At 72.4% G+C, this 18,261-nt stretch carries 13 protein-coding genes; 5 read left to right on the top strand and 8 right to left on the bottom strand.

The annotated features are described in order from the left end of the window. Positions 1-147 precede the first annotated feature (147 nt). Both ACOKM3_RS11545 and ACOKM3_RS11540 read left to right on the top strand, forming a co-directional pair. Positions 148-1,536 (top strand): bifunctional transcriptional activator/DNA repair enzyme AdaA, encoded by a 1,389-nt coding sequence (locus tag ACOKM3_RS11545; protein WP_426906767.1) that lies wholly within the window; start codon positions 148-150, stop codon positions 1,534-1,536. After that, positions 1,533-2,057: a methylated-DNA--[protein]-cysteine S-methyltransferase gene (locus ACOKM3_RS11540; protein ID WP_426899571.1), complete on the top strand. Its 525-nt coding sequence runs from the start codon at positions 1,533-1,535 to the stop codon at positions 2,055-2,057. Before ACOKM3_RS11545 ends, ACOKM3_RS11540 begins: the two co-directional genes overlap by 4 nt. 22 nt (positions 2,058-2,079) lie before the next feature. Here ACOKM3_RS11540 and ACOKM3_RS11535 read toward each other — a convergent pair whose 3' ends face one another. From ACOKM3_RS11535 to ACOKM3_RS11505, 7 genes are all read right to left on the bottom strand, one after another. Beyond that, positions 2,080-2,457, bottom strand: a complete 378-nt coding sequence (locus ACOKM3_RS11535; RefSeq protein WP_426899569.1) for a PPOX class F420-dependent oxidoreductase — start codon at positions 2,455-2,457, stop codon at positions 2,080-2,082. Between the two features lie 47 nt (positions 2,458-2,504). After that, entirely contained in the window at positions 2,505-3,176 is a 672-nt protein-coding gene (locus ACOKM3_RS11530; protein ID WP_426899567.1) for a 4'-phosphopantetheinyl transferase family protein, read from the bottom strand. 3 nt (positions 3,177-3,179) lie between these two features. Continuing rightward, a complete protein-coding gene (locus tag ACOKM3_RS11525) occupies positions 3,180-3,824 on the bottom strand; it encodes a response regulator (protein WP_426899565.1) in 645 nt (214 codons plus the stop codon). Continuing rightward, positions 3,815-4,954: a sensor histidine kinase gene (locus ACOKM3_RS11520; protein WP_426899563.1), complete on the bottom strand. Its 1,140-nt coding sequence runs from the start codon at positions 4,952-4,954 to the stop codon at positions 3,815-3,817. The genes ACOKM3_RS11525 and ACOKM3_RS11520 overlap by 10 nt, the downstream gene beginning before the upstream one ends. A gap of 11 nt (positions 4,955-4,965) precedes the next feature. Beyond that, the gene (locus tag ACOKM3_RS11515) at positions 4,966-5,643 is read right to left on the bottom strand and encodes a DedA family protein (protein ID WP_426899561.1); all 678 of its coding nucleotides are present in this window, start codon (positions 5,641-5,643) and stop codon (positions 4,966-4,968) included. A 189-nt stretch (positions 5,644-5,832) separates the two neighbouring features. Further along, entirely contained in the window at positions 5,833-6,315 is a 483-nt protein-coding gene (locus ACOKM3_RS11510) for a DUF456 domain-containing protein (RefSeq protein ID WP_426899559.1), read from the bottom strand. A 76-nt stretch (positions 6,316-6,391) separates the two neighbouring features. Then, on the bottom strand, positions 6,392-7,372 hold the full coding sequence (locus ACOKM3_RS11505) for a helix-turn-helix transcriptional regulator (RefSeq protein ID WP_426899557.1): 981 nt from the start codon (positions 7,370-7,372) through the stop codon (positions 6,392-6,394). Positions 7,373-7,564: 192 nt separating this feature from the next. Here ACOKM3_RS11505 and ACOKM3_RS11500 point away from each other — a divergent pair, with 192 nt between their 5' ends. The 3 genes from ACOKM3_RS11500 (at position 7,565) to ACOKM3_RS11490 (ending at position 14,998) form a co-directional block, all read left to right on the top strand. Beyond that, a complete protein-coding gene (locus ACOKM3_RS11500) occupies positions 7,565-11,335 on the top strand; it encodes a S8 family peptidase (RefSeq protein WP_426899555.1) in 3,771 nt (1,256 codons plus the stop codon). 139 nt (positions 11,336-11,474) lie between these two features. Beyond that, on the top strand, positions 11,475-13,163 hold the full coding sequence (locus ACOKM3_RS11495; RefSeq protein ID WP_426899553.1) for a protein phosphatase 2C domain-containing protein: 1,689 nt from the start codon (positions 11,475-11,477) through the stop codon (positions 13,161-13,163). Positions 13,164-13,252: 89 nt separating this feature from the next. After that, on the top strand, positions 13,253-14,998 hold the full coding sequence (locus ACOKM3_RS11490; RefSeq protein WP_426899551.1) for a pyruvate dehydrogenase: 1,746 nt from the start codon (positions 13,253-13,255) through the stop codon (positions 14,996-14,998). 15 nt (positions 14,999-15,013) lie between these two features. On the opposite strand, the gene ACOKM3_RS11485 is transcribed toward ACOKM3_RS11490, so the two are convergent. Beyond that, positions 15,014-18,076, bottom strand: coding sequence for an alpha-mannosidase (locus tag ACOKM3_RS11485; RefSeq protein WP_426899549.1), 3,063 nt, complete (start codon positions 18,074-18,076; stop codon positions 15,014-15,016). Positions 18,077-18,261 lie beyond the last annotated feature (185 nt).

The raw sequence follows: 18,261 nt of genomic DNA, 5'->3' as shown, positions 1-18,261 counted from the left end.
CCCGCTGCTCAATCGCCGCAGGGGCTTGATTTGGGCACCCGCCGCCGGGTGCTTGATTTGCTCGCCGACCGCGGAGGCTTGATGGGCAGTGCCGCGTCCGAATTCCGCCAGCCGCGGGGTTCGGGGGCGCGGCACACTTGAAGCGTGATGACCGACGAAGACACGCGCTACGAAGCCGTCCGCAGCCGCGACGCGCGGTTCGACGGGGAGTTCTTCTTCGCCGTCGAGACCACCGGGATCTACTGCCGGCCGAGCTGCCCCGCGGTCACCCCGAAGCGGCACAACGTCCGGTACTACGCCACCGCCGCCGCGGCCCAGGGCTCGGGCTTCCGGGCCTGCCGCCGCTGCCGCCCCGACGCGGTGCCGGGCTCGGCCGACTGGAACGTGCGGGCCGACGTCGTGGGCCGCGCGATGCGGCTCATCGGCGACGGCATCGTCGACCGCGAGGGCGTCGGAGGGCTCGCCACCCGGCTCGGCTACAGCGCCCGCCAGGTGCAGCGCCAGCTCACCGCCGAGCTGGGCGCGGGCCCGGTCGCACTCGCCCGCGCCCAGCGCGCCCACACCGCGCGCGTCCTGCTGCAGACGACCCCGCTGCCGGTCACCGAGATCGCGTTCGCGGCCGGGTTCGCGAGCGTCAGGCAGTTCAACGACACGATCCGCGAGGTGTACGCCCGCACCCCCACGCAGCTGCGCGCCGAGGCGCCCGACAAGCGCCGCGCGTTGGCACCCGCCGCCGGAATCCCGCTGCGCCTCGCCCATCGCGGCGCCTATCAGGCCGGTCCCGTCTTCGACCTGCTGGGTTCCGAACTCCTCGACGGAGTCGAGGAGTTGACCGGCCGTCCCGGCGCGCGCACCTTCCGGCGGGCGCTTCGGCTCCCGTACGGCACCGGTGTCGTACGCGTCGACGAGACCACGCACGACCAGCCCGGCGCGCAGGCCGAGAACCGGGGCGGCTGGCTGGACGCACGCCTCCAGCTGACCGATCTGCGCGATCTGACCACCGCCGTCGGCCGCCTACGCCGCCTCTTCGACCTCGACGCCGACCCGTACGCGATCGACGAGCGGCTCGCCCTCGACCCGCGGCTCGCCCCGCTGGTCGCCGCCCGGCCGGGACTGCGCTCGCCGGGCGCCGCCGACCCCGACGAACTGGCGCTGCGCCTGGTCGCGGGGCCGGTGGAGGCCGCGCGGCTCGTCGAGCGGTACGGCAAGCGGCTCGACGCGCCCAGTGGCGGCGTCGAGCGGCTGTTCCCCGAGCCGGGCGAGCTGGCCGACGAGCCGGGCACGCTCGGCGCGCTCGCCCGCGCCCTGCACATCGGCGCGCTCCGCCTCGACCCGGGAGCCGACCGCGACGGCGCCGAAGCGACGCTGCGGGCGCTGCCCGGCATGTCCCCGCGCACGGCCGCCCTGATCCGCCTGCGAGCTCTGGGCGACCCGGACGTGGGTGTGCCCGAGGACGACGGCTCCATGACCGATGACGCGTGGCGCCCCTGGCGCTCGTACGCGCGCCAACACCTCATCGCAGAAGGACAGTTGTGAAATCCAGCACCAGCGTCAGCACCGAACTCCCCACGACCTACTACACGACCCTGGCCAGCCCGCTCGGCGAGCTGCTGCTCACCGCCGACTCCTCCGGTGCCCTCACCTCCCTCTCCGTACCCGGGCAGAAGGGCGGCCGTGTCGTCGGCGAGGGAGGTGAGGGATGGGTGCGCGACCCCGCGCGGTTCGCCGAGGCCGAGCGGCAGCTCGCCGCCTACTTCGCCGGTGAACTCAAGGAATTCGAGCTGGAGTTGAAGCCCGAGGGCACCGAGTTCCGGCGGCGGGTGTGGGACGCGCTCGACGCCGTGCCGTACGGGGCCACCACCACGTACGGCGAGGTGGCCGCCCGCATCGGCGCCTCGCGCGCCGCCGTCCGGGCCGTCGGGGGCGCGGTCGGCGCCAACCCGCTGCTGATCGTGCGGCCCTGCCACCGGGTGATCGGCGCGGACGGCTCGCTGACCGGGTACGCGGGCGGCCTGGAACGCAAGGTCGAACTCCTCACGCTGGAGGGCTCCCTCTGACCGGTGGACGCGCCGCGACGGCTCAGCCCACCTCCTCCTCCAACCCCCAACTGTGCACCTTCCGCGGGTGGATCCGGATGACCTCCTCGCTCATGTGGGGCCCCAACTGGTGGGGCCCCACGAGGAGTTCGGCCTCGCCGCGGATGTCCACGCCGCGCACCCGCCACGGCTTGACGCTCGCGATGTCGTCGACCACGAGCGAGACGTTCGGGTTGGCCTCCAGGTTGCGCCACTTCTTGGTCGTGCCCATCGAGTAACCGCCGATCAGGATCGTCCCGTCGTCCTGCGGGAAGAAACCGACGGGGTTGGCCTGCGGCCGCCCCTGCGGGTCGACGGTGGCCATCCGGCCCAGGCGCTGCGACTTCAGGTAGGCGCGTTCGGCATCGCTGAATTCGGTCATGCGGCCAGCCAAGCACTCCGACGGCCGTCACACATCGGGACCCCGTCCTAGGTCTGTGGACCGAGCGCGACCGCCGCCGTGTACCCCCCGGGCACTGGCACATCCCACAGCGACCAGCCGTCCGGGGCGCCGGGGGAGTCGGCCCGGGCGCCCACGTAATCAAGGTCGGTACCGCGTGAAAGCCCCGTGCCGAGCCCCTTCAGATAGGCCTCCTTGCGGACCCAGGCGAGGGCCACGGCGAGCCGGCGCTCCTCGGGTCCCGCGAGCGCCGCCAGCTCCGCGCGCTCACGCGGATGCAGCACCGCCGTGAGCTCCTCGGCCACCTCGGCGGAAGGCAGCTCCTCCACATCGGCGCCGACCGGCGCGGGAGCCAGCGCCACGAGGGCGAGGTCACCACTGTGCGAGAGGGAGAAGTGCACATCCGGCGCGTCCACGAGAGCCGGCCGCCCGTGCGGCCCGCCACAGCCGGGACAGGCCAGACGCGTGAACCGCACGTCACCGGGAGCACACCCCAGCCGCTCACCCAGAATGCCGCGGAGCGCGAGATGCGCGGCAACGTACCGCACCCGATGCCGGTCGAACCGAAATGCGGCAGCCCGCCGCGCCTCCTCGACGTCGAGAACACCGACGCCGTCCCCCGGCGGAGCGCTCCCCGGCCCCGCCGTGACAAGCCACAGCCGAACCGGCCCAGCAGCGGGCAACTCCCGTACGTCGTCCACGCGTCAGGCCTCCAGGTAGCGCAGAACCGCGAGGATCCGCCGGTTGTAGCCGGTGGCACGCGGCAGGTCCAGCTTGTCGAAGACCGCGTTCAGATGCTTCTCCACCGCACTCAGGGACAGATGCAGGCGCTCGGCGATGCCCGTGTTGCTGTGGCCCTGCGCAAGCACCTCCAGGACGTCGCGCTCACGCGGCGTGAGCCCTGACAGGGAGTCGCTGCGCGTGCTGCGCCCCACCAACTGCCGTACGACTTCAGGGTCGATGACCGCGCTGCCCGCCCGGATCCGGTCCAGCGCGTCCAGGAACTCCCCGACCCGCGCGACCCGGTCCTTGAGCAGATAACCGATGCCCTCGGCGCCGCCCGCGAGCAGCTGCGCCGCGTAGGTGCGTTCCACGTGCTGGGAGAGGACCAGCACGCCCGTCGACGGGCGTCGCTCGCGGATCTCCAGGGCTGCCCGCAGCCCCTCGTCGGTGTGCGTCGGGGGCATCCGGATGTCGACGACCACGACGTCGGGGGCGAGTTCGTCGACGGTGTCGGGCAGCGCGGTGGCGTCCCCGAGCGCGGCGACGACCTCGTGCCCCTCCTCCGCGAGCAGCCGCACCAGGCCCTCGCGGAGCAGGGTCGAGTCCTCGGCGATGATCAGGCGCACGGCAGCTCCGCGGTCACGGTGGTGGGTCCCCCCGAGGGGCTGTCGACGCGCAGCCGGCCGTCGAGCGCCTCGACGCGTCCGCGCAGGCCGCTGAGCCCGGCACCGGCCGGATCGGCGCCGCCCATTCCGTCGTCCCGCACCCTGACGGTCAACACGCCTGCCTTGAGGGCGAGTCGGGCCTCGACGTCCGTGGCACAGGCGTGCTTGGCCGCGTTCGTCACCGCCTCGGACACGACGAAGTAGGCGGCGGTCTCCACGAGTTGGGGGAGCGGCCCGGATACGTCGTAGTCGAGCCGCAGCGGCACCGGGCTGCGCTCCGCGACGCCGCCCAGCGCCTCGCGCAGGCCCGGCCCGTCGAGCGCCGACGGATACACCCGCCAGGCCACCTCGCGCAGCTCCGCCAGCACCGCCTCGGACTCCTCGTGGGCCTGGCGCAGCAGTGCCTCGGCTTGCTCCGGGGTGCGGCCCGGGCGGCGGGCCCGGCCGAGCAGCATCGCGAGCGCGACGAGCCGCTGCTGGAGGCCGTCGTGCAGATCGCGCTCGATGCGGCGGCGCTCCGCGTCGACGGCGTGCACGACGGCGGCGCGGCTGGTGGCGAGTTCGTCGATGCGGCGGCGCAGCAGCTCGCGCTCGGAGGGACCGAAGGTGTCGCGGGCCAGCCGGGCGTCCAGCGCGTACAGGGAACGCAGACCCTGTACGCCCAGGAAGAGCAGGACGCCGCCGAGCAGGACCTGCCAGAGCAGTTCGGCGGGCCCGACCCGGCCGCCCACCAGGGCGGTGGCGAACACGGCGGCGAGGACGACGCCGAACCCGACCAGGGCGAGCGTGACGGCGGTGACCGTTCCGGCGTAGGCGCGGGTGGCGACGTAGCGCAGGACCTCGCCGTCGCCGGGCTCGTAGTGCAGCGGGAAGCGGTCGCCGAAGCAGCCGGTGCGGCGGCGCCGGTCGAGGGCGGCGATCCGGCGGGCGCCCGCCGCCAGCGCGGCCCGTGCCCGGGGACGGCTGGGCGGCCGGAGAAGGAAGGGGCCGAGCGCGGCCCCGGCGACGGCGAGGTACAGCAGGCCGGTGATCGCGGTGCCGCACCCGAGGAGTACGCCCGTCCCCCTGCGCCCCGCCTGCGTCCACCCCACGGGAGCCGAGCCTACCGGGGGACCTTCGGCCGACGCTCCCGGTCCCGGTGGCGGCCCCGGCCGCGCAGCCGTACGACCAGGTACGCCACCAGCGCGACGAGTGCCGCACCGAGCACCACCTTGGAGATCACGCCCACGTACGTCTCCACCAGGTCCCACTGGTCGCCCAGCCAGTAGCCGGCGAGGATCAGCACCGAGTTCCAGACCAGCGAGCCGACCGCCGTCAGTGACAGGAACACCGGCAGCGGCATGCGTTCGACGCCGGCCGGGATCGAGATCAGGCTGCGGAAGATCGGGACCATCCGGCCCAGCAGCACCGCCTTCGTGCCGTGCCGCTGGAACCAGGCCTCCGTCTTCTCCAGGTCGGACACCTTCACCAGCGGAATCCGGCCCCACAGCGCGTACATCCGCTCACGGCCGATGACCCGGCCGATCCAGTAGAGGACCGCCGCCCCGACGACGGAGCCGAGCGTTGTCCAGAACAGGGCCGAGGCGAGGGATATCGCGCCCTGGCCCGCGGCGAAGCCGGTCAGCGGCAGGATGACCTCGCTCGGCAGCGGCGGGAAGAGGTTCTCCAGGGCGATCGCGAGCCCCGCTCCGGGGCCGCCGAGCACATCGACGAGATGGGCCGCCCAGCCCGCGATGCCGGTGGTCGGCTCCGCGGCGGCGGCCGAGGTCACGAGGTGCATACGAGGTCTCCTGGCAGGGCGTCCCGGCACCGACGTCGCGGCACCGGAGATCCGGTACGTCCGAGGCGGCTGCCTCGACTCCTGTCCAGGCTAGGAACCGCAGCTCATGGCCACTACGAGGGTAACCGTTTGGCAAAGTGCGGTGATCCGCACTCCATGGCCCCGCGGTTTTCCGCGGGGTGCCGGGGCTCACCCCCAGATGACCGCGCCCAGCCACGCCCCCACGATCAACAAGCACGCGAACAGCTCCGCCAGCACGCTGGAGCCGCCCGCGCGCATGGCTGTGCGTGTCGATGCGAGGGCGTCGCCGTGGCCGCCGAGTCGCAGCCGTTCCGATACGTAGATCCCGCCCATGAAACCCGGTACCGCTCCGACGACCGGGACCACGCAGAAGCCGATCACCGCGCCCGCGCCCGCCCAGAATTCCAGGCGGCGGGTCGCGCCCGCCTGGCGGAGGCGGCGTGGGGGCAGCTGCCAGCGCAGCACCTGGGAGGCCAGCAGGACGGCGGTGGCGCCGACGAGGACGCCCCAGGCCAGGCCGTTCGGGTCCCGCAGCGCCCATACGGCGACCGCGGCCCACACGAGCCACGATCCGGGTACGCCCGGCACCAGCACCCCGCACAGGCCCAGCACCATCACGGCGCCGACCAGGAGGAGTTCCCACGCTCCCATGTGCACAGGGTCCCCCACGTGCGGCGAAAGCGCAGGTCAACCGAGTCTGAGTGAGGACTCATCGGGCCCGACGGGCTCAACGTGACACCCAGCCCCGTTCGTACGCGTGCCATCCCAGTTGGAGCCGCGTCGTCACGCCCGCCAGCTCCATCAGCCGTTTCACCCGTCGCTGCACCGTCCTGAGGCCCAGGTCCAGCTGCTTGGCCACGCTCGCGTCGGTCAGGCCGGCGAGCAGCAGCGAGAGGATCTCCAGGTCGAGGCCGTCGGGGCCCTCCGCGGCGACCTCCGTCACCTCGCCCGCCGCCCCGAGCCGCAGCGGCAGCGCCTGCCGCCACACCGCCTCGAAGAGTCCGCTCAGCGTTTCGAGCAGGCCGCTCGCGTGCACCACGAGCGCGGCGGGCTCGGCGGCGTGCCGGGTCAGCGGCACCATGGCGAGCGCCCCGTCGGCGATCACCAGCTTCGTCGGCACCCGGTCCACCACCCGCACCTGCTCGTCCCTGCCGATCGCCGCCGACAGCTCGGTCAGGCCGGCCGGCATCGAGAGCACCTCGCGCTCGATGACGACGCGGTAGCCGACGCCGCGACTGACGGCCTGTTCCTCCGCGTCGTTGTCGGTGGCGGCGACCGCGATCGGGTTGCCGGTGACCAGTGCGCACACCTCCTCGGTCGCGCCGAGCTGGATCTGCAGGAACCGCTGGGCCGCGGCCGCCGCCCCGGTCACCACCTCGACCAGGTCGTGCGCGGCGGGCTCCGTGGCCTGCGCCCGGAACTCCGCGGCGAGCCGGGCGGCCGCCAGCTCCGCCTCGTCCAGCTCGTGCCGCCGCTGGGTGAGCAGCGCGCCGAGCGCGACCCCGGGCGGCGCCGCGACCCAGCGCCCGGGGCGCGCCGAGGACTGGGCGGCGAGCCCGTGCTGCTCCAGGCGGCGCAGCGCGTGCTCGGTCTCGTGCTCGGCGCGGGTGAGGCGCCGTGCCAGGTCGGGGACGTCGGCCGCGCCCACCGCGACGAGCGCCCGGTAGGCCGCCTCGTGCCCCTCGTCCAGACCTATCGCGTGCAGCATGCGGCGATCCCCTCCCCGGTGAACCGTTCCAACACCCCCCCGTGGCGGGAAACGGCCACGGCACATTCCCGCCGCACCCATCTTCCCTGTACCGGCCATCACTCTGCCAATGTGGCGCCACCGCAGCACCAACACCCGCCGGGAATACGGCCTTTGGCCCGTATTGACCCGCGCTTCTACTTGGGGAGAGCGATGCGCCCGATATCGCGTGCGGCCCTGGGCACGGCGACCGCCGTCGTCCTGGGCATCACCGTGGCCGTCCCGTCCGGGGCCCTGGAGGGGAGGGCCCCGGACGGCGGCCGGCCGCTCGTCGGCAGCCCCGCCGCCGCTGCCAAGAGCACCGCTGCCAAGAGCTCCGCGGTCACGGTCACGCTGGTCACAGGCGACCGCGTCGCCGTCACCACCGACGTCGAAGGACGCGCCACGGCGGCGGCCCTGCCCGCCGCCGACGGCAGCACCCCGCTGCTCCAGACCCGGCAGTCGGGCAAGGATCTGTACGTCTACCCGGACGGCGCCGCGAAGGCGCTCGCCGCGGGCCGTGTCGACGAGGAACTCTTCAACGTCACCGGCCTGATCCGGCAGGGCTACGACGACCAGCACAGCGCGACGCTGCCGCTCATCGCCACCTACGACAAGTCCGTCGACGTGGCCCGCGGCGCTCCCGCCGCACCGCGCGGCGCGCGGCGCGGCCTCGTCCTCGACCCGGTCGACGGCGTCGCGTTGAAGGCCGACAAGAAGAAGGCCGCCGACTTCTGGGACGACGTCTCAAGTCCCCGCTCCCGCGCGGCCGGTGACCTGAAGAAGCTCTGGCTCGACGCCAAGGTGAAGTCGCTGCTCGCCGACTCCACGAAGCAGGTGCGCGCCGACGAGGCGTGGGCCGCCGGCTACGACGGCAAGGGCACCAAGGTCGCCGTCCTTGACACCGGCGTCGACACCGAACACCCCGACCTCAAGGGCCGCGTCGCCGAGTCGAAGAACTTCACCGACTCCGCCGACGCCGACGACCACCAGGGCCACGGCACCCACACCACGTCCACGGTCGGCGGCTCCGGCGCGGCGAGCGGCGGCAAGGAAAAGGGCGTCGCCCCGGGCACCACCCTGCTCAACGGCAAGGTCCTCAACGACGGTGGTTCCGGCGCCACTTCGTGGATCATCGCCGGTATGCAGTGGGCCGTCGACCAGAAGGCCGACGTGGTGTCCATGTCGCTGGGCAACCCGGACGAACTCGACTGCTCCGACCCCATGTCGCAGGCCACGCAGGAACTCGCGCGGTCCTCGAAGGACACGCTCTTCGTCATCGCGGCGGGCAACTCCGGGCCGAGCCTCAACACGGTCTCCTCACCGGGCTGCGTGCCCGAGGTGCTCACCGTCGGCGCCGTCGACAGCGACGACGGGACCGCGAGCTTCTCCAGCCGCAGCCCTGTGCGGCGCACGCACACCCTCAAGCCCGAGATCGCCGCACCGGGCGTCGCCATCAAGGCGGCCGCGGCGGGCGGCCGGGGCGTGTACGCGTACCAGTCCATGAGCGGTACGTCGATGGCGACACCGCACGTCGCGGGCGCCGCCGCCCTCGTCAAGCAGCGCCACCCCGACTGGAGCGCGCAGCAGATCAAGCAGGCGCTCGTCGCGTCCGCCGACGCCGACATCCCCGGTGACGTCCGGGAGACCGGCGGCGGCCGGCTCGACGTGAAGGCCGCCGTCGACCAGAAGGTCCTCGGCGCGGGCGCCGTGCAGGGCGGCACCTTCAACTGGCCGCAGGACAGCAGCGATCGCACCACCGTCCAGGTGCCGTACACCAACACCACTGACAAGCCAGTGAAGTTCAGCCTCGACGTCGACGGTGTCACCGGAAACGACGGCTCCGCCGTGAAGTCGTCCGTGGCCGCTCTCGGCGCGCGGACGGTCACCGTGCCCGCGGGTGGCACCGCCCAGGTGCCGCTGACCGTCGACCCGACCGCACACCTCAAGAAGGCCCAGTACGGCGACGTCACCGGCCGGGTCCTCGCCACGGGCCCCGGCGGCGTACACCTCAGCACCCCGTTCTCCCTGTACGTCCAGCCGGAGACCGTCACCCTGCGCGTCAAGGTCGTCGACCGCCAGGGGAATCCGGCCACCGCCGGTTCCTCGCTCGACCTCGTCGGCACCGACGATGCGTCCGGCGAGCGGCGCGTCAACGACGGCGCCGCCGACCAGACGTACCAGGTCAGACCCGGTGCGTACGCCCTGACGGCGTTCGTCGCGACACCGGAGACCGAGGGCACGCTGATCGGCTCCGCCACGTTCCTGGGGCGTCCGCAGCTGAACCTCACCAAGGACACCACCGTCGTCCTCGACGCCCGCAAGGCGCACAGGCTGAGCGTCAAGACGGACCGGGAGAGCGAGGTGCGCGGCGCCACCCTCGGCTTCGCCCGCACCTTCGGCGAGGACAGCTGGCTGCACGCGGCGAGCATTCAGGGATCGCGGACAGTGCGCGGCTACTACGCCGACGTCCAGGGCGAAGTCCGCGACGGCGACTTCGAGTTCGACAGCTTCTGGCGCGCCGCCGCCCCGCAGATCAGCGAGTTCGGTGTGGTCGACGGGCCCGCGCTGCACCCGCTGACCGGCTCCACGAACTCCTCCAACCTCGACGGCACGGGGACGTCCGAGATCGTCTCGGCGGGGGCCGGGACGGCAGATGAACTGGCCGCCGCCAAGGGCAAGTTGGCGTTGGTGAAGCTGTCCGAGGGCGGCTCCGCGAGTACGGTCGCGCAGGCCGCGATCGCGGCGGGCGTCAAGGGGGTCGTCCTGTACCGGGAGGCCGTGGGCCGCTGGTACCCGGCCGTCGGCTTCGTCGGCGCGGCGATCCCGATGCTCGGCCTCGAGAAGGCGGAGGGCGTGGCGCTCGCGGAGCGGATCGCGGCCGGAACCACGTCGCTGCGCTGGAAGGCGACGGCCAAGAGCCCGTACGTCTACACGCTCGCGTTCCCCGAGACCAAGCAGATCCGTGACGACCGCGGCTACCGGGTGTCGGACCGGAACCTCGCCACGAACAAGGCCACGTACAAGGCGATGGGTGCGGCCACGGACTACGTCGACCTGCCGTCGGTCGCCCGGCCCGCCGGACTGACCGCCTCCTTCGGGGACTTCGCCCTGGTCGCGGCGCCGTCCACCCGCACCGAGCTGTACTCGCCCGGTACGACCGGCTACGGCCACCAGGTGTCCAGCAGCTTCCCGTGGGGCGAGTTCATGATCGACCCGGTGCGGACGTACGAGAAGGGCGAGAAGCGAGCCGAGGAGTGGTACGGCGGCGCGATGGCTCCCACCACGCCGCTCGACAACTCCGGCAAGCAGGCGCTCGCCGCGGAACGCCAGGGCAATCTGATCGGTGTCGCGCCCGGATTCTGGGGCGACGGTGAACACCTGGGCGTCCAGGGCTCGTTCGGCGACATCGGCAACGTCGAGCTGAAGCGGAACGGTGTGGAGGTCGGCTCCACCGGCTGGCCGTACGGCGTCTTCACGGTTCCTTCGGAGGACGCGGCGTACGAACTCACCCTGAACACGATGAAGTTGAACGGCGGCAAGGTCTGGCTCCGTTCCCCGCGGACCACGACGACGTGGTCGTTCCGCTCGCACGAGGAGGAGAACACGTACTCGCAGGGCATCCCGCTGCTCTTCCCGCGGACGACGTTCCCCGAGGACGGCATGAAGACGCTGGCGGCGCGGGACGGCCAGCAGGTCGCCCTCACCGCGACGGGGCACGCGGGCTACGAGCCGGGCGCCCTGACGAAGGCCGCGCTCTCGTACTCGTACGACGACGGGGAGACCTGGACCGAGGCGAAGACCTCGAAGCGGGACGGCAAGTGGACCGCGACGGTCGACCACGCGGGGGCCTCCGGCAAGCAGGTCACCCTCAAGGTCCAATTGACGGACGCGAAGGGCAATTCCGTCACGCAGACGGTGAACAGAGCGTACGACGTGCGTTAGTGCCTTGGTTCGAACGCTCACCCGATCCGGTTCGCCGGGTGGTCCTCCCGTGGGGGGTGGGGCCGCCCGGCGGGCCCATTTCGGTGGGCTTTTCCCGATGCCCCGTTTTCGTACGGCCCGTGCCGTGGACAATGAGGGCATGAGCCAGCAGGGGGAGAGGCCCACCGGTCACCCGGCCCAAGGGGACGACTGGTGGGGGAAGTTGTACGACAACGAGGCCGCCGCCGAGGACACCGGGTCGACCCCGACCCCGGACACCTTGGACGACCGCTTCACCTCGGCCGGAGCAGTCGCGTCCCCGCACTCCCCACCGTCCGCCGACGACCCACCCGTGCCGGGGCCCCGCCACGCCCCGTACCCGGAGACCCACCACGTCTGGACGACCCCACCCACGCCGCGCACCGACGAGCCCCAAGCGGAACCTCCGCCTCCGTCGGGGGAGAACGCGGCGCCCCCGTCGCACATCGCGGGTGTGCCGGAGGCGCCCCGGCCCGGCGGCGTGCCGCGCCCGCCGGGGGAGCCGCGAGCCGACGCCGATGCGCCCCAGCACGGGGCCGTGCCCCCTACGCCGGACGAGCCGCCGCCGCTGCCTGCGATGCCCGGCGAAGACGCCGCCCCACCGTGGTCGGCGGGGTCCCCGCCCGAAGCCGAGCCACCCCTGCCGGAGACGCCCCGGTCAGCAGCCGTCCCGCCCCTGCCCGAAGCGCCTCCCTCTCCGCCGGAAGCGCCTCGCGCAGAAGCCCCGCCGGCTCCGCCGGAAGCCCCCTTCGCAGCAGCCCCACCGGACCCGCCGGAGACGCCTCCGCCCCCGTCGGACGCGCCTCGCGTCGGAGAAGCCGTCCCGCCCCCGCCACAAGCGGACCCCGTCATCTACGTAGGTGACGGTCCGCCCACCTACGAACCCGAGCCCACCGCGCTTCCCCTCGCCGATCCGGAGGATCTGGACGATCTCGTCGCGGACACCGTGCTCGACGGGGCGCGGTGCGGGGTGTCGACCTTGCGGGCCGTGTCCGTGCGCGGGGATTCCGCGCGGTATCGGGGCGAGCCCCGGCGGGACAGCCTGCTCACCGCGCGGTTCGGGACGGGGCCGACCGCGCTGATCCTCGTCGCGATGGCCACCGGCGCCCGCGCCACGCCCGGCGCGCACCGCGCCGCCGCCGAGGTCTGCGAGTGGATCGGGCGGGCCGTCGGGCTCAGCCACACGCGGCTCGCGGAGGACGTGCGGGCGGGCCGCAGGGGCGACCTGAAGTCCGGCCTGCACCGGCTCACCGACCGCAGCCTCGGCAAACTCCGGGCCGGAGCCACCGAACAGGGCCTCGACCCGGAGGAGTACGCCGCGACGCTGCGCTGCCTGCTGCTGCCCGCAGACCCGGCGTGCCGCACCCGCGTGTTCTTCGGCGTCGGCGGCGGCGGACTCTTCCGGCTGCGGGACGGGGAGTGGCGGGACATAGAGCCGAGCGTCGCCGAACAGAGCGGCGAACCCGTCGTCGGCTTCGGTTCGACGCCGCCTGCCGAGACTCCGGACGGCGACCGGCTCACGATGGACCTCAACATCACGACACCCCCGAGCCCCTACGAACCCGCGCCCCCACCACCCCGCGACGCCTTCCGGTTCCGCGCCTCCGTCGCCCGACCGGGGGACACGCTGCTGCTCTGCTCGCCGGGCCTCGCCGAACCGCTCCGCGGCGAGCCGGACCTCGCCCGCCACCTGGCGAACAGGTGGGCGGACGCCGATCCTCCGGGCCTCGCCGCGTTCCTCGCGGACACCCAGGTCCGGGTGAAGGGATACGCCGACGACAGAACGGCCGCGGCCGTTTGGGAGGCGTGAGCACGCCCCGTATGAATTCATGGACCCCGGAAGCAATCGCCGAAAGCAGCCGCAACACAGGCACCGGGTTCCGAAAGGGCGCGTGAGTCATGGCCAAGCAGAACGTCGCCGAGCAGTTCGTCGACATCCTCGTCCGCGCGGGCGTCGAGCGCATGTACGGAGTCGTGGGCGACAGCCTCAACCCGGTCGTCGACGCGATCCGGCGCAACGACGCGATCGACTGGGTCCACGTACGGCACGAGGAGACCGCCGCCTTCGCCGCCGGCGCGGAAGCACAGGTCACGGGGAAGCTGACGGCGTGCGCCGGATCCTGCGGGCCCGGCAACCTGCACCTCATCAACGGCCTCTACGACGCCCACCGCTCGATGGCCCCGGTCCTCGCCCTCGCCTCGCACATCCCGTCCAGCGAGATCGGCCTCGGCTTCTTCCAGGAGACCCACCCCGACCGGCTGTTCTCCGAGTGCTCGCACTACAGCGAGATGATCTCCAGTCCGAAGCAGATGCCGCGCGTCCTGCAGACCGCCATCCAGAACGCCGTCGGCCAGTCCGGCGTCAGCGTCGTGACCCTCCCCGGCGACGTCGCCGACGAAGCCGCGCCCGAGAAGTCCATCGAGACCGCGATCGTCACCTCCCGGCCGAGCATCCGCCCCGGCGACGCCGAGATCGACAAGCTCGTCGAGCTGATCGACGAGGCCGGCAAGGTCACCCTGTTCTGCGGCAGCGGCACCGCGGGCGCGCACGCCGAGGTCATGGAGTTCGCCGAGAAGATCAAGTCTCCGGTCGGCCACGCGCTGCGCGGCAAGGAGTGGATCCAGTACGACAACCCTTACGACGTCGGCATGAGCGGGCTGCTCGGGTACGGCGCCGCGTACGAGGCCACCCACGAGTGCGATCTGCTGATCCTCCTCGGCACCGACTTCCCGTACAACGCCTTCCTGCCGCAGAAGGACGTCAAGATCGTCCAGGTCGACGTGCGGCCCGAGCACCTCGGCAGGCGCTCGAAGCTGGACCTCGCGGTCTGGGGCGACGTACGCGAGACGCTGCGCTGCCTCACGCCGCGCGTGAAGCCCAAGTCGAACCGCAAGTTCCTCGACCGGATGCTGAAGAAGCACGCCGACGCGCTCGAAGGCGTCGTGAAGGCGTACACCCGCAAGGTCGAGAAGCACACCCCCATCCACCCCGAGTACGTCGCCTCGGTCGTCGACGAACTCGCCGCCGAGGACGCCGTGTTCACGGTCGACACCGGCATGTGCAACGTCTGGGCCGCCCGCTACATCTCGCCGAACGGGCGCCGCCGCGTCATCGGTTCGTTCTCGCACGGCTCGATGGCGAACGCGCTGCCGATGGCGATCGGCGCCCAGTTCACCGACCGGAACCGGCAGGTCGTCTCGATGTCGGGCGACGGCGGGTTCTCGATGCTGATGGGCGACTTCCTCACCCTCGTCCAGTACGACCTGCCGGTGAAGGTCGTCCTCTTCAACAACTCCTCTCTGGGAATGGTCGAGTTGGAGATGCTGGTGGCCGGGCTCCCCTCGTACGGGACGACCAACAAGAACCCCGACTTCGCCGCGATCGCCCGCGCAGCCGGTGCCTACGGCGTCCGCGTCGAGAAGCCGAAGCAGCTCGCGGGCGCGCTCAAGGACGCGTTCAAGCACAAGGGGCCCGCGCTGGTCGATGTCGTCACCGATCCCAACGCGCTGTCCATCCCGCCGAAGATCAGCGCCGAGATGGTCACGGGCTTCGCCCTCTCCGCCTCGAAGATCGTCCTCGACGGCGGAGTGGGCCGGATGGTGCAGATGGCCCGCTCCAACCTCCGCAACATGCCGCGTCCGTAGGGGGCTTCAGACCAATCACACCGGGCGCAGCCGCAGCGTCAGGATCTGGAAGGGGCGCAGGGACAGGGCGAGACCGGCGTCCGAGGTGTCGGCCGCGCGCAGCGGCCTCTCCAGGAGGTCCGTCTCGTCCGCGCCCGCCACCGGGAACGCCGCCGTGAGCATCGCGTTCGCGCGCCCGCCCCGCGACTCGTAGAGCCGCACCACGACGTCCCCGCTGCGGTCCTCCGCGAGCTTCACGGACTCCACCGTGACCGCCGGGTTGTCGACCGCGACCAGCGGCGTCACGGCGGGCGCGGGCGCGATCCGCAGCGGCAGGTTCAGGGCGAGCCCCTCCGCCACCGCGTCGCCGGTGCTCGCGCCCGGCAGCAGCGCGTACGTGAAGCGGTGCGTGCCCAGGTCCGTCTCCGGGTCGGGGGAGTGCGGGGCGCGCAGGAGCGTGAGGCGGACCGTGGTGCCGAGGCCCTCGTCGTGCGCGGCGCGCGTCACGTCGTGGCCGTACGTGGAGTCGTTGAGCAGCGCGACCCCGTAGCCCTCCTCCGCGACACGCAGCCAGCGGTGCGCGCAGATCTCGTAACGGGCCGCGTCCCAACCGGTGTTGGCGTGCGTGGGCCGGTTGACGTGGCCGAACTGGATCTCGGCCGACGACCGCTCCGCGTGCACGTCCAGCGGGAACGCCGCCTTGAGGACCTTCTCCGACTCCTGCCAGTCGATGTCCGTGACGACGTCGAGGCGCCGGCTGTCCGCCGCGAGCCGGTACTCCTGCGTGATCCGGGACTTGCCGAAGTGGCGGGTGACGCGCACGGAGACCCGCAGCGGCCCCTCCTCGACCAGCTCCACCGACTCGGCGCGGGTGAGGTCGGTGCGGGTGTGCCGGTAGTGGGCGTCCAGGTCCCAGGCGTCGTACTGCGTGGGGTGGTCGGGGTGCAGTTGCAGCAGGTTGCCGCGGCTGCCGGGGGCGAGCGTTTCGCGGCCGCCGTCCCTCAAGTCCCGTACGGATGTGAGGAGTCCGTCGCTGTCGATCGTCACGGTGAGGTGTTCATTGGCGAGGACGATCGAGTCCGTCTCCCGCGTCGCCGCCGCGTGCGCGCCCGGTCCGCGCGTCTGTCCGGCGGCCTCGGTGAGGGAGCGGGCGCCGAGCCCGTCGACGTTCACATGCGTCAACTGTCCGTCGTGGTCGACGACTTCACTGCGCGGGTACGGCGAGGCGTTCAGTGCCGAAGGCGCGGACCCGCCGAGGCGGTGTACGGCTCCGGTCGTGATGTCGTCCAGTTCCGCGAGCACCTGGGCGTAGGTCTCCCGGGCCTCCCGGTGGACCCAGGCGATCGACGATCCCGGCAGGATGTCGTGGAACTGGTGCAGCAGCACCGTCTTCCAGATCCGGTCGAGTGCGTCGTACGGATAGGCGTAGTCCGCGTCGTGCAGGGCAGCGGCCGCGCACCACAACTCGGCCTCGCGCAGAGCGTGTTCGGAGCGGCGGTTGCCCTGCTTCGTCTTGGCCTGCGTGGTGTACGTGGCGCGGTGCATCTCCAGGTACAGCTCGCCTGACCAGACGGGTGCCCGCTCCCCGTACTCCTCGTGCGCGGCCTCGAAGAACGCGCCGGGCTTCTCGATGTCGACGCGCGGCGATCCCTCCAGTGAGCGCAGCCGGCGCGCCTTCTCCAGCATCTCGCGGGTCGGGCCGCCCCCGCCGTCGCCCCAGCCGAACGGGACGAGGGAACGGGACGCGCCGCCCTTCTCCGCGAAGTTCCGCTCCGCGCGCGCCAGTTCGTTCGCGTGGAACTGCGCGTTGTAGGTGTCCACCGGCGGGAAGTGGGTGAACACCCGCGTTCCGTCGATGCCCTCCCACCAGAACGTGTGGTGCGGCATCTTGTTCGTCTGGTTCCAGCTCAGCTTCTGCGTCAGGAACCACTTGGCGCCCGCGAGCTTCGCCAACTGCGGGAAGGCGGCCGTGTATCCGAAGGAGTCCGGCAGCCAGATCTCCTCCGTCTCCACGCCAAGCTCCTCCTGGAAGAACCGCTTGCCGTGCACCAGTTGACGCGCCAGGGCTTCCCCGCCGGGCATGTTGGCGTCCGACTCCACCCACATCGAGCCGACCGGGGACCAGTTCCCGTCCGCGACCGCCTTCTTGATGCGCTCCCAGATGTGCGGCTGGTGCTCCTTCACCCACGCGTACTGCTGCGCCTGTGAGCAGGCGAAGACCAGCTCCGGGTAGTCGCGGGCCAGCGCCGTGACGTTCGCGAACGTGCGCGAGGCCTTGCGGACCGTCTCGCGCAGCGGCCACAGCCACGCCGAGTCGATGTGCGCGTGCCCGGTCGCCGAGACCCGGTGCGCGCTCGCGTGCGCGGGACGGGACAGCACCTCGGCCAGCTCGGCGCGGGCCGCCGCCGCGGTGCCGGGGACGTCGTGCAGATCGAGGGCGTCCAGCATCCGCTCCAGGGCGCGCAGGATGTAGTGGCGCCTGGCCCGGTCCGCGTCCAGCTCGTGCATCAGCTCCGAGAGCACCTCGACGTCCAGGACGAGATGCCAGACCTCCTCGTCGAGTACGGCCAGATCGGCAGAGCGGAATCGGTAGTTGGGGCGATCCCCTGCGGTCAGTACGTCGCCGAGGAAGGTGGGTTCGAAGTCCCGCAGCACCGTCGGATTGGCGGCCGCCTCGAGGAGCAGATGCACCGGCTCCCCGCCGGCCGCGCGCGCCGCGATCGTCAGATGCCGGTTGCGCGGGTGGATGCCCTTGAGGGGTACACCCGACGCGTCGTACAGGAGTCCCTCCGCCTGGAAGCCGGGCCCCTGCCCGGAGAATCCGGGGTCGACGACGGCCTCGACGCGGCGCCCCTCCCACTCCTCCGGCACCCGCCCTTGAAGGCGGAACCAACTCGTCGACCACGGCTTTCCCCACGCGGTGCCGGTCTCGAAGGGCTCGTACGTTCCGTCCAGGGCCTCGGCCACCGGAACCGGTTCCCCCGGTGCGTGCCAGACGCTCATGCTCAGCGGTACCCGCGCCCCGTACTGCGCGGGCCGTACGAATTGGCGCATCGCGCGGTCGAGTCGGCCTTCCACGAGGTGTCGGTCGTCGTGCACGGCGTCTCCTTCGGTGCTCCTGCGGTGCTGTGCTGTTCGGTGCTCGCACTGTGCCGGTCCCGGCGGCGTCCCCACGCTTCCTTCCCCGGCGCGGCGCTGGACACCCGGCAGGTGGTGCACCAATCAACAAGCGTGCCGATCAGGCAGTGGGGCATTCATCCCCGTGTACGCGTTCGAGGGCAGGC

The organism is Streptomyces nidicola (assembly GCF_050106155.1).
GTDB lineage: Bacteria > Actinomycetota > Actinomycetes > Streptomycetales > Streptomycetaceae > Streptomyces.
Note: the sequence above shows the minus strand (reverse complement) of the source record. Positions and strands in the feature narration are given on the sequence as shown.